Here is an 11,705-nt window from a genome sequence, read left to right as displayed (position 1 = left end):
ACGCCACTCAGGTGAACGGCGCGGCCGGCGCGCAGGTCACGCCGGCCGCATCCGGCCCCGCGCGGTCACCGCCGGCTTCGGTCACCGTCCCTTCCGGTCCGGCGGTCGCCCGGTGCTCCGGTCGTGCGGGAGCCGGGGCCGGTGCCGCCCCGTGGGCCGCGGGGCCGGGCGGCGTCCCCCGGGCGCGGTGGGGTCGGGCGCTGTGCGGGCTGTCGTCGGCCCGCCGGGGGCGCGGCGGGGCCGTCGGCGGTGGTCTCGGCGGTCTCGTCGGTCCGGGCCTCCCCGGTCGCTTCGGTCGCCTCGGTCGCCTCGGTCGCCTCGGTCTCGTCGGTCTCTTTCGCCTCCTCGTGCTGCCGGCGCAGGCAGCGGCGCAGCGGCTCGGGGTCCAGGCCCTCGTTGATGGCGCGGTGCAGCAGTTGGGCGAAGAGGCAGTCGGGGTCGGCGGTCAGGGCGCGGCTGAGGGCGACGCGGGCGGCGGGGCCGTCCGCGGTGGACCAGCAGACCCAGCCGGCGAGGGTCAGGGGCGCCGCCGCGTGTTCGCCGTAGCCGCCGGTGCAGCGGCGGGCGAGGGCGCGCCAGAGCCTGAGGGCCGCCGCGGCGTCGGGGCCGTCCATCCATTCCGCGGCGCGGTCGCGGGTGGTGCGGTCCTGGAGGCCCAGGATGAGGGTGGCGGCCTCGGTGTCGGTGATCAGTGCGTCGTCGCAGGCGTCGCGGGCGCGGTTGCTGCCGGAGGGGGTGTCCTGACGGAACCGGTGGATCATCGCGGCGGTGCGTTCGAGGGTGGCGCGTTGGACGGCGGTGGCGCCGTCCGGGCGGAGCATCCGCGGCAGGAGTTCGGCGGCTGCTTCGTCCAACGCCTTTTCCTGGTCGGCGCCGCGCCGTCCGGTGCGGGGCGCGAGCCGGGCCTCCATCTCCTTGAGCGAGCCGCGCACCTGCATCCCGGCGTAGGCGGCGGCCGCGGCCATGACGGACGTGCCGGGCAGGAACAGGGGGGTGCCGTCGGCGGGGCAACAGCGGTAGTCGGGGCAACAGTAGGACCAGTAGCGGCCGTTGGAGAGGCACAGGGCTTCCAGGACCGGCACGTCCAGGGCGCCGCAGGCGGTGCGCAGCCGCTGGGCCAGGGGGCGGAGGTGCTCCTTGACGTCCTGGCCGCTCTGGCCGGGCGCCGGTTCCCGGCAGAGGAAGACGAGAACGCCGACGAGGCGGTCGGCGCGCTTGCGGGCGCCGGAGATCAGGCAGTCGGCGAGTTGGTCGCCGACGTCGGGCCAGTGCGACGGGTCGGTGGGGATGCCGAGCCGGAGCCGGCCGCCGAACCGGGCGCGCTCGCCGTGCACGGCGACCATGACGATGCTGTCGTCCGGATAGAAGCCGAGGAGGTACGGCAGGGCGTCGGCGAGTTCGGCCGGGCCGCGCAGGGTGACCTGGGGCTCGGCGGGCGGGCCCGCGGCCGGGTCGGTGGGGTCGGCGGCGTCGGTGGGGCTCCCGGCCTCGGCGAGCGGGGCGTGGGCGCTGCAGGAGAGGGCGGGGCTCGGAGGGTCGTAGGGGGTGGGCGGGTTGTCGTGGGGTGTCGAGGGGGCGGGTGGGCTCAGGCGGGCCGGGGACGGGGGCGGGGTGGGGGTCGGGGGTGCGGGATCGCCGTCGGTGGCGGTGGGGCGGTGGCCCGTCCCGACGGTGTGGGGGTCGGGGTCGTTGCGCGGGGCGCGGGTGGGCCGCGCCCCGTGCGGGTGGGTGTCGTCGATGCCGGGCTCGTGCGGTTCGCTGTGCGGATTCATGGTGCGAAGATCCCGCGGTCGTGCGGCGCTCCGCGACCCCTGTGGATAACTCGCGGGCGCGGCGGTGCTCCGCCGCCTTCCGCCGTGCCGAGGGCCGGCGTGCCACGCGGGGCGGGGCGGGTGGCCGGGAGGGCTCCGGAGTCCGAACCGGCGTCTGACTCCGGGCCCGTTCGCGTCCGTCCGCAAGGGGGCGTGCGCCCTACGGAGGGTTCATCGTTGCGGGGAGCCGGCCGACCGTCGTGCGGCGGGCCGGCCGCTCAGGTCCCCGTGGAGGAGTGCGCCGCCGAGGGGGGTGAGGGTGTGCTGGACCTTGTTGAAGGTGCGCACGGTGGTGATCAGGCCGGCCGCGCGCAGGACCGAGGTGTGCTGGCTGGCCGCGGCGGAGGAGATCCCGACGCTCTCGCCGACCTCGGTGGTCGTACGGCTGCGGGTCAGGCTTTCGAGGACGGCCGCCCGGGTGCGGCCCACCAGGGCATGCAGGGCGTGGTCGGTGCACTCCTTGGGTTCCCAGAGGGTCTCCGCCCAGTCGCTGTGCGCGGGAGTGGGGTAGACCAGGGTCACCTGGCAGGCGTCGTCGCCGTCGCCCAGGAGCGTGGGCGGGCGGCCGGCCAGGAAGAGGGAGGGGGCCAGGACCAGCCCGTCCGACTCCAGCTTCACGTCGTCGCCGGTGCCCGGTATTTCCAGGACCGGCGGCGTCCAGCGAATGGCCGGGTGGAGGGTGCTGAGCAGTTTGCCGACGCCGTCGCTGAGCATGATCTGGCCACGGGCGGTGCGGTCGGCGTGCAGTGCCCGGGCGATCGCGGCCCAGTAGGGCGCGACCGCATGGGCGTGGAACTCCTCCAGATCGCGGACGACTTGTGGCCGAACGGGTCGATCGGCGTGGTCGGCGCCGGTCCGCGACTCTTTGCCGTCGCGCCGCAGGACCTGATCCATATCCGGTAACGGCCGTATCACCTGTGCAAGTTTCACCAGTGCGCGGATATTCGCCGTACTTCCTATCCGCTTGCGCCATGGCTTGAAAACGGGACCGCCCCCGCCCACGCTGAGCATTTCCAGCGCGAAGAGAGCCTCCCGTAACTGGCTGACCTCGGGTGAAACTCTGGCCCTTGACAAGCTTTCTGACGTAAAGTATATGCGACGCATACTCCCCCGCAGGATCCGTGCGCATCGTCGACCCGGTCTTGGTTTCACCGGCGACTAGCCGCTCCACCACCGTCCAACTCGCAAGTCCATTCGACGCTATCACGAGCCAATCCGGTTGGCATTCGACAACTCTCAGAAACCCGTGTGGCCTTGGGGTATCCGACAGTTGGCACAACCATGAGGGTTCAGCTGACTGCACCTTGACGGTGGTGTCAGTCAGTCGGGCGCAACGTGGGCAGCCAGTCGGGGCGGCCCGCCTCATACCGCGCGATCGAGGCGTCGCGCTGCAGAGTGGCCGAAATGGCATCCTGGCCCTTGAGGAGGAGTTGCCGGGCCCGTTCGTTCACGGCGAAGTCCCAGCCGTCCGCCCCCTGGTGACGTCCCGTCGTCAGCCGGCAATTCACCAGGTCGACGGTGATTTCCCGCTCCGGGTCCCGCTCCACCTCGGCCATCAGGAGTTCCACGACCGACAGCGGTTGGTCCACCGGCAGCAATCCGTTGTTCATCGCGTTGCGCTGGAAGATGTCACCGAAACCGGTGGCGATCACGACCCGGAACCCGCCGTCTTTCAGCGCCCATACGGCGTGTTCCCGGGAGCTGCCGATTCCGAAGTTGCGGCCCGCAAGCAGCACTCCGGCGCCCCGGTGCTCGGGGCGGTCCACAATGAAGTCGGGTTCCTTTCGCCAACGGGCGAACAGCGCGTCCGCATAACCGCTTTTCGTTACCCTCTTGCAGAATTCGGCGGGCACGATCTGATCGGTGTCGATATTGTCGCGGCGCAGGGCGACCGCCCGCGCGGTGTAGACCTGGAAAGGCGTCGGGCCGGCTGGCGGGTGGTTTTCCGGGGACGGCTCCGGCGTCCGTTCCGGCATCGGATGCGAAGAGGGGGGCGAGGCGGTCAACGGGACTCCGTTCGTTTCGTCCTACGGGGGCCGGTCCTCGGGGCGCTACGGGACCAGGTCGGCCGGCACGGCGAGACGGCCGACCACGGCGGTCGCGGCGGCCACGGACGGCGAGACGAGGTGGGTGCGGGCCTGCCCGCCCTGGCGGCCCTCGTAGTTGCGGTTCGAGGTGGAAGCGCAGCGCTGGGCGCCGTGCAGCCGGTCGGCGTTCATGCCCAGGCACATCGAGCAACCGGGCAGCCGCCATTCGCCGCCGGCGGCGGTGATCACCTCGTCCAGGCCCTCCCGCTCGGCCTGGGCGCGCACCTGCGCGGAACCCGGGACCACGATCAGTCGGGTGCCGTCGGCGACCCGGCGGCCCCGCAGCACGCCGGCGGCGGCCCGCAGGTCCTCGATCCGGCCGTTGGTGCAGGAGCCGAGGAAGACCACGTCGATGGCCAGTTCGCGCAGGGCGGTGCCGGGGGTGAGGTCCATGTAGTGCAGGGCGCGGTGGGCGGCCTGACGGGCCTGGGGGTCGGCCAGTTCCTCGGGGTCCGGGACGACGCCCGCCACCGGGGCGACCTGGCCGGGGTTGGTGCCCCAGGTGACCAGCGGGGTGAGGGCGGAGACATCCACGGTGACCGTGCGGTCGAAGGTGGCGCCGGGGTCGGTGTGCAGGGTGCGCCAATGGGCCAGCGCGGCGTCCCGCCGGGCGCCCTCGGGGGCGTGGGGGCGCCCCGCCAGGTAGGCGAAGGTGGTTCGGTCGGGGGCGATCAGGCCCGCGCGGGCGCCGGCCTCGATGGTCATGTTGCACAGCGTCATCCGGGCCTCCATGGACAACCCGCGGACGATCTCGCCCCGGTATTCGATCATGTGGCCGCGGCCGCCGTTGGTGCCGATCCGGGCGATCAGCGCGAGGATCAGGTCCTTGGCCCCGACCTCCGGCGGCAGCGTTCCGGTGAACTCGACGGCCATGGTGCGGGGGCGGTCGATCGCCAGGCACTGGGTGGCCAGCACGTGCTCGACGTCGCTGGTGCCGATGCCGAAGGCGAGGGCGCCGAAGGCGCCGTGGGTGGAGGTGTGGCTGTCGCCGCAGACCACCGTCATCCCCGGTTGGACCAGGCCCAGTTGGGGTCCGACGACGTGGACGATGCCCTGGCGGTGGTGGCCCATCGGGTAGAGCTCGACGCCGTGGGCCGCGCAGTTGGCGCGCAGGGTGTCGAGCTGGGTGCGGCTGACGGGGTCGTGGACCTCGTGGGTGTCGGTCGGGACGTTGTGGTCCTCCAGCGCGAGGGTCAGCTCGGGGCGGCGCACACCGCGTCCGGCGAGGCGGAGCCCGTCGAACGCCTGGGGGGAGGTGGCCTCGTGCGTGAGGTGCAGATCGACGTAGAGCAGATCGGGCTCGCCCGGCGCCCGGTGGACGACATGGCTTTCCCACAGTTTCTCGGCGAGCGTTCTCGGTTCGGCTGCGGCTTCCGGTGCGGCGGGCACTTCCGGTGCGGCGCTCTTCCCCGGGGTGGTGGTGCCGGATCGTTCGGCGGTCGTTCTCGGGATGCTCATCGGATTCCCCCGGCCCAGCTTCCGGACCGTTCGGCCGGTGGGCGAACGGCAGACGCATTTCCCGAAGGCTTTCATCGGGCCCCGACACCGGCCAGGGCATTAAGCCGAGGCCGAATGTTCCAGGTGGCCCCACCCGGGGTGGGGGTAGCCCCCAGTGCGCCAAGTACAGCTGACCTCACGGTGGTTGGCCTGCTGACGTCACTGTGTTCCCGGCTCCTCACGGCCAGCATGAAGGTCGGCCGGGCCGTGCGCGTCCGGGCGGAGAGGGGACGTGACCGACATGCTCGGCAAGAGGCGGCTGACAGGTGTGATCGGGCTGGTTCTCCTCTCCGTCGTGGGTACCGGCGGCTGGGTGGCGGGCAGTGCGCAGCAGGCCGTCACGGGCCCGCCGCCGGGCAGCGCCGCCTGGCGCGCGGACCATTCCCTGGGCCGGGCGCTGCCCGATCCGGCGGGCGCCGCACCGCGGGAGGTGACGGCTTTCTTCGTGCGGCTGGACGGTGTGCAGCGGGAGGAGTTGGCGGCGCGCCACCCGCTCGTCGTGGGAAATCTCGACGGGGCTCCGCTTTCCCTGCGCTATCGGGCCAATTCCCTGGCGATAAGGGCCGAGGAGGAGAAAGCGGAAAGGCGGGGGGACGGGCGGAGCGCCGCGCGGTACGCCGCGTTCCTCCGGCCCGGGCGGCGGATTCTCGCCTTCGATCCGCGCGGGCGCGGCCAACTCGCCGAGGTCTACGGTGATTTGGCGGCGGCGCGGCGGACGGCCGTCGTCGTGCCCGGTTCCGATATCGATCTCGGGTCGTTCGAGCGGGCCGAGGATCCGTACGGCACGCCGTCCGGTATGGCGCGGGCGTTGCGCGCCAAGATGGCCGAAAACACCCCTGGCACGCCGACGGCGGTGATCGCCTGGGCGGGGTACACGACCCCGGTCGGCCTGGGCCCGGATGCCGCCACCGGCCGTCTGGCCGAGGCCGGCGCGCCCCGGCTGAACCGCCTCCTGGCCGGTCTGCAGGCCCTCGGCCGACCGGCGCCCAGCGTGTTCTGCCACAGCTACGGCTCGGTCGTGTGCGGGGTGGCGGCACCGGCCACGGCCCCGGGCGCCGTCGCCGACCTGGTCTTCCTCGGCAGCCCCGGCACCCGCGCGGACACCGCCGCCGGTCTGCGCAGCACCGCCCGCGTATGGGCGGCCCGGGACGCCACCGACTGGATCGGCGACGCCCCGCACACCCGCCTGCTGGATCTGGGCCACGGCCCGGACCCCACCGATCCCGCCTACGGTGCCCGCCGCGTCTCCGCCGACCGCGCCCGGGGCCACACCGGCTATTTCGCCCCCGGCACCGATTCCCTGGCCAACTTCGCCGACATCACCCTCGGTGCGTACCGCGCCGTCCGCTGCGCCGCCGATCGGCAGGAGTGCCGCCATGACCTCGGTTGATCTCCTGGCCCCGGTGCGCCGTGCGGTCGCGGCGGTGGACGCCCGCACGCCGGCCGGCCGGGACCGCGCCCTGGACGGCCTGCGGGCCCTCGCCCTGCTGTCCGTACCGACCGGCCACTGGCTGCTCGGCGGCTTCACCCGCGACGCGGACGGGGCCCTGCACAACGCCAGCCCGCTGACCGTCCTCGGTTTCCTCGCGCCGCTGAGCTGGGTGCTGCAGATGCTCGGGGTCTTCTTCCTGGTCGGCGGCCATGCGTCGGTGCTCTCGTACCGGCGGGCCGCCGCGCGCGGCACGTCCACGGCCCGGTGGCTGCGCGGGCGGCTGGCCCGACTGGGCCGTCCGGTGCTCGGGGTGACGGCGGTATGGGCCGCGCTGTTGCCGCTGCTGTCCGTGCTGGGGGTGCCGGCCGCCACGCTGCGCACCGGGGCGACGCTGGTCGTCCAGCCGCTGTGGTTCGTCGGCGTCTATGCGGGAGTGACGGCGCTGACCCCGTACTGCGCGCGGGCCGCGCGGCGGCTGGGCGGCTGGGCGGCGGCGCCGCTGCTCGGCTGTGTCGCCGTGGTCGATCTGCTGCGCTACGGGCCGTTCGCGGCGGCGATGCCCGGTTGGCTGGGCCTGCTCAACCTCCTCCCCGGCTGGCTGTTCGCCTATCAACTCGGCGTGAGCTGGGGCGAGAAGCGGCTGGGGAAACGGGCCGGGTGGGTGCTGCTGGCCGGTGGCGCCGCGCTGTTCGCGCTGCTGCTCCTCGTCTTCCACTACCCCGCGAGCATGGTCGGCGTCCCCGGTCGGGACCGCACCAACTCCCATCCGCCGTCCCTCCTCGTCCTGGCGCTGGCCGCCGCCCAGTCCGGTGCCGCCGTGCTGCTGCGCGACCGCCTCGGCCGGCTGCTGCGCCGCCCGGCCCTGTGGGCGCCGGTCGTCGTGATCAACCTCTCGGCGATGACGGTCTTCTGCTGGCACCAGACGGCGATGCTCGCCGCGGCCGTGCCGGGCTCCTTCTTCGGCGCGGTGCCGGGGCTGACCACGGCGCCCGTCGGTCTGCCGTGGCTCGTGGCCCGGCTGGCGTGGTTGCCCGTCTTCGCGGCGGCGCTGCTCCTGATCGGGTGGTACGCGCGGCGCTTCGAGGCCCCCTGGACCGGGGCGACCAGGGGGCGGCGGGCCGCCGCCGCGCTGCTCGCCACCGGGTTCGCGCTCTACACGGTCGCCGGGTGGTGACCGCGCGGCCGGTGCGAGGAGTCAGTCGCGGAGCATCTGGGCGACCAGGAAGGCCAGTTCGAGGGACTGGCGGTGGTTGAGCCGGGGGTCGCAGGCCGTTTCGTAGCGGCGGGGGAGGTCGGCGACCAGGACCTCGTCGCCGCCGCCGATGCACTCGGTGACGTCGTCGCCGGTGAGTTCGACGTGGAGGCCGCCGGCGTGGGTACCCAGGGCGCGGTGCACCGCGAAGAAGCCCTCGACCTCGCTGAGGATGTCGTCGAAGCGGCGGGTCTTGTGGCCGCTGGGGGCCTCGAAGGTGTTGCCGTGCATGGGGTCGCAGACCCAGGCGACGGGGGCGGCCTGCGCGGTGACCTTCTCCACGAGGGTGGGCAGCCGGTCGCGGACCGCGGCGGCGCCCATCCGGACGACGAAGGTCAACCGGCCCGGTTCGGCGGTGGGGTTGAGCTTCTCGCTGTAGGCCAGGGCCTGGTCGGCCGTGGCGTTCGGGCCGAGCTTGACGGCGATGGGGTTGCGGATGCGGGAGAAGTACGCGACGTGGGCGCCGTCCAGGTCGCGGGTGCGCTCGCCGATCCACAGGAGGTGGCCGCTGCCGGCGTACGGGAGGCCGGTGCGGGGGTCCGTGCGGGTCAGTGCGGCCTCGTAGTCGAGCAGGAGGCCCTCGTGGCCGGCGAAGAACTCGACGGCGCGTAGTTCCCGGGGGGCGACGCCGCAGGCCGCCATGAAGCGCAGCGAGCGTTCGATCGCGTCGGTCAGCTCCTCGTAGCGGCGGCCGGCGGGCGAGTCGGAGACGAAGCCGCGGTTCCAGGTGTGGGCTTGGTGGAGGTCGGCGTAGCCGCCGGTGGCGAAGGCGCGGACGAGGTTGAGGGTGGCGGCCGACGCCTCGTACGTCCGGCGCAGTCGGCGGGGGTCGGGGCGGCGGTCGGCGGCCGTGAAGGCCAGGCCGTTGACGGCGTCGCCGCGGTAGGCGGGGAGGGTGGCGTCGCCCTGGGTCTCGGTCGGCCGGGAGCGGGGTTTGGCGTACTGGCCGGCGATCCGGCCGACCTTGACGACAGGGACGGCGGCCCCGTAGGTCAGCACCACGGCCATCTGGAGGAGGGTGCGCAGTGTGCGGTTGATGGCGTCGGCGGTGACCGCGGCGAAGGTCTCGGCACAGTCGCCGCCCTGGAGCAGGAACGCCTCGCCGCGGGCGACCGCGGCCATCCGTGCGCGCAGTCGGTCGCACTCCTCTGGGAAGACCAGTGCGGGGGCGCGGGAGAGCCCGTCGGTGACCTCGCGCAGCAACTCCTGGTCGGGCCAGTGGGGTTGCTGGGCGGCCGGGCGGCCGCGCCAGGCGTCGGGGGTGGTGGGTGGGGGCGTGTGGTGCGTCGTCATCGCGGGCCTTCGCTAGGGGTGGGAACCGACGGAATGCGCCTGCATTCGCTGCGGTGGGCGCCACTGCCGAAAGGATTCCAACCCGTCCCGCGGAACGCGGTCAAGCGCCCTCGGAGTGGACTGCTGCGGCATCGCCCAATTGGTCTGGTCGCCGTCCTTGGCGAAATGCTTGGCTTGCCAAATGGAATGCAGAAGTGGAGCCGCCGCCCCGCCAATTGACGTGCGGGTGTCGGTGCGGGAACTGGCGCCGCACGATCCGTTGCGGCTTTATGCGGCCCTGGAACGGGAATCAGGTCGCGGCGAGGTTTTTCTCTTCGAGAGCCTTTCGGGGCCGGAGCGGGGCCGCCGCTGGGCGGTGGTCGGGCACGGCCGGCTGGCCGAGGTGCGGGTGTTCGCCGGGCGGGTGGAGATCGAGGGCGCGGCGCCGCTGCGCGCACACCTCGCCGCGGCGGCCCGGGCGGCGGGGATGGCCGGGGGGAGGTTCCGGCGTCCCGAGCAGGTGTGGGAGTTGTTGCGCCGGGCGCAGGCGCTGTTCGCGGTGTCGGGCGAGGGCCCCGGGGAACTGCCGGACGACTCCTACGCGTTCGGGTTCCTGGCCGCCCTGGGGTACGAGGCGGCCTGGCACATGGACGCCTTGCCGGAGCGCAGCGGTGCGGTCGGCGGGCCCGACATGACGTTCACGCTCTACCGGGAGACCGTCTGGTACGACCGGCGGGAGGGCCGGGTGCGGCTGCTGAGCGCCCGGTCCGCGGCGTTCCCGGATGCGGCGGCGCCGGACGTCGCGGCGCTCCTGGCGCGCCCGGCGGAGGACCTCACCGACTGCCCCGAGGCGCCCGCGCCGCGTTCCGTGCGCGACAGCGTGGACCGGGGGACGTTCCTCGGCTGGGCCCGGCGGTGCCTGGAGCACATCCAGGTCGGGGACATCTACCAGATCCAGATCGGGCACCGGGTGGACGTCGCCACGGATCTGACGCCCGTCGAGGTGTACCGGCGGCTGCGGCACCGCAACCCCTCGCCGTACATGTATCTGGCGCCGCGCGCCGGGGACACCCTGATCGGCGCCAGTCCGGAGCTGTTCTTCCGTACCGAGGGCGGCTCGATCGCGATGCGGCCGATCGCCGGCACGACGCGGCTGGTGGCCTCGGAGGAGGAGAACCAGCTGCGGGTGAAGGAGATGCTGGCCAGCACCAAGGAGCAGGCCGAGCACGTGATGCTGGTCGATCTGTGCCGCAACGACATCGGGCGGGTGTGCCGGCCGGGCTCGCTGGCGGTGGACGACCTGATGGTCGTCGAGGCGTACTCGCACGTCTTCCACATGGTCTCGACGGTCACCGGGGAACTGGAGCCGGATGCCGACGTCTGGCGGTCGCTGTGCGCGACCTTCCCGGCGGGGACGATGACCGGCGCGCCGAAGCTGCGCGCGATGGAGATCATCGACGGGCTGGAGCGGGAGCCGCGCGGGATGTACGCGGGCGCGGTCGGGCTGATCGACGTGCGGGGCTGGAGCGAGCTGGCGCTGTGTATCCGCACCGTGGTGCACGACGGGCGCACCGGCACCTACTCCACGCAGAGTTCGGCGGGCATCGTGGCCGAGTCGACGCCCGAGGCGGAGTGGCAGGAGACCCTGGCGAAGATGGGCGCCGCCTATTGGGCGCTGACCGGGAAGGAGCTGGCGTGATGCGGGTGCTGCTGGTGGATGCGTATGACAGCTTCGTGCACATCATCGCCCAGTATCTGCGGGCGTTGGGGGCCGACACCGAGGTGGTGCGGTCGCGGACCCGCGACCCGGAGGAGCTGGCGGCCGGGCGGCCGGACGCGGTGGTGCTGGGGCCCGGTCCGGGGCATCCGGCCGACTCCGGGCACGTGGAGCTGGTCCGGCGTTTCGCGGGGGCGGTGCCGGTGCTGGGGGTGTGTCTGGGGCATCAGGCGATCGCGCTGGCCTTCGGCGGGCGGGTGACGGTGGCCGAGCATCTGCTGCACGGGCGCACCAGTTCCGTGCGGCACGACGGGGCCGGGGTGTTCGCGGGGCTGGGGTCGGGCACGGTGGCCACCCGCTATCACTCGCTGATCGTCTCCCGGCCGCTGCCGGACGAGCTGGTGGAGACCGCGACGTCCGAGGACGACGGCTATGTGATGGGGCTGCGCCACCGCGAACTGGCCGTGGAGGGCGTGCAGTTTCATCCCGAGAGCATCATGACGGAGGGCGGGATGCAGCTGTTCGGGAACTTCCTCGCCGGTGCCGGCGCCGGTGGCGGGCCCTCCCCCGCCCGGTATGCCGCCCCCAGCGCCTGCACCGCCTCCGCGATGCCGGTGCCGGGCACCGTGGCGTAGCC

Annotated in this window: 9 protein-coding genes; 4 read left to right on the top strand and 5 right to left on the bottom strand. The window is 73.5% G+C overall.

The features are described 5' to 3' along the window. Nucleotides 1–65 precede the first annotated feature (65 nt). The 4 genes from JNO44_RS31015 to leuC form a co-directional block, all read right to left on the bottom strand. Complete coding sequence (locus JNO44_RS31015) at nucleotides 66–1,772, bottom strand: DUF4192 domain-containing protein (RefSeq protein WP_205366999.1); 1,707 nt, start codon at nucleotides 1,770–1,772, stop codon at nucleotides 66–68. 210 nt (nucleotides 1,773–1,982) lie between these two features. Continuing rightward, nucleotides 1,983–2,705: an ArsR/SmtB family transcription factor gene (locus JNO44_RS31010; protein ID WP_205366998.1), complete on the bottom strand. Its 723-nt coding sequence runs from the start codon at nucleotides 2,703–2,705 to the stop codon at nucleotides 1,983–1,985. A 422-nt stretch (nucleotides 2,706–3,127) separates the two neighbouring features. After that, a complete protein-coding gene (leuD, locus tag JNO44_RS31005; protein WP_240167723.1) occupies nucleotides 3,128–3,817 on the bottom strand; it encodes a 3-isopropylmalate dehydratase small subunit in 690 nt (229 codons plus the stop codon). A gap of 45 nt (nucleotides 3,818–3,862) precedes the next feature. Beyond that, entirely contained in the window at nucleotides 3,863–5,356 is a 1,494-nt protein-coding gene (gene leuC / locus JNO44_RS31000; RefSeq protein WP_205366997.1) for a 3-isopropylmalate dehydratase large subunit, read from the bottom strand. 280 nt (nucleotides 5,357–5,636) lie between these two features. On the opposite strand from leuC, the gene JNO44_RS30995 reads away from it, so the two are divergent. Next, a complete protein-coding gene (locus JNO44_RS30995; protein WP_205370798.1) occupies nucleotides 5,637–6,785 on the top strand; it encodes an alpha/beta hydrolase in 1,149 nt (382 codons plus the stop codon). Then, on the top strand, nucleotides 6,772–8,001 hold the full coding sequence (locus JNO44_RS30990; RefSeq protein WP_205366996.1) for an acyltransferase family protein: 1,230 nt from the start codon (nucleotides 6,772–6,774) through the stop codon (nucleotides 7,999–8,001). The genes JNO44_RS30995 and JNO44_RS30990 overlap by 14 nt, the downstream gene beginning before the upstream one ends. Nucleotides 8,002–8,022: 21 nt before the next feature. Here JNO44_RS30990 and JNO44_RS30985 read toward each other — a convergent pair whose 3' ends face one another. Continuing rightward, entirely contained in the window at nucleotides 8,023–9,372 is a 1,350-nt protein-coding gene (locus JNO44_RS30985; protein ID WP_205366994.1) for a class II 3-deoxy-7-phosphoheptulonate synthase, read from the bottom strand. A 181-nt stretch (nucleotides 9,373–9,553) separates the two neighbouring features. Here JNO44_RS30985 and JNO44_RS30980 point away from each other — a divergent pair, with 181 nt between their 5' ends. After that, nucleotides 9,554–11,050 carry an anthranilate synthase component I family protein gene (locus JNO44_RS30980; protein WP_205366992.1) on the top strand — a complete coding sequence of 499 codons (1,497 nt, stop codon included), beginning with the start codon at nucleotides 9,554–9,556 and terminating at the stop codon, nucleotides 11,048–11,050. Further along, nucleotides 11,050–11,703 carry an anthranilate synthase component II gene (locus JNO44_RS43815; RefSeq protein ID WP_235094583.1) on the top strand — a complete coding sequence of 218 codons (654 nt, stop codon included), beginning with the start codon at nucleotides 11,050–11,052 and terminating at the stop codon, nucleotides 11,701–11,703. The genes JNO44_RS30980 and JNO44_RS43815 overlap by 1 nt, the downstream gene beginning before the upstream one ends. Nucleotides 11,704–11,705: the final 2 nt, after the last annotated feature.

Origin of the sequence: Streptomyces noursei (assembly GCF_016917755.1) — a bacterium.
GTDB classification, from domain to species: Bacteria; Actinomycetota; Actinomycetes; order Streptomycetales; family Streptomycetaceae; genus Streptomyces; species Streptomyces yunnanensis.
The sequence above is the reverse complement of the archived record's forward strand: the minus strand, read 5'-3'. Positions and strand labels throughout refer to the sequence as shown.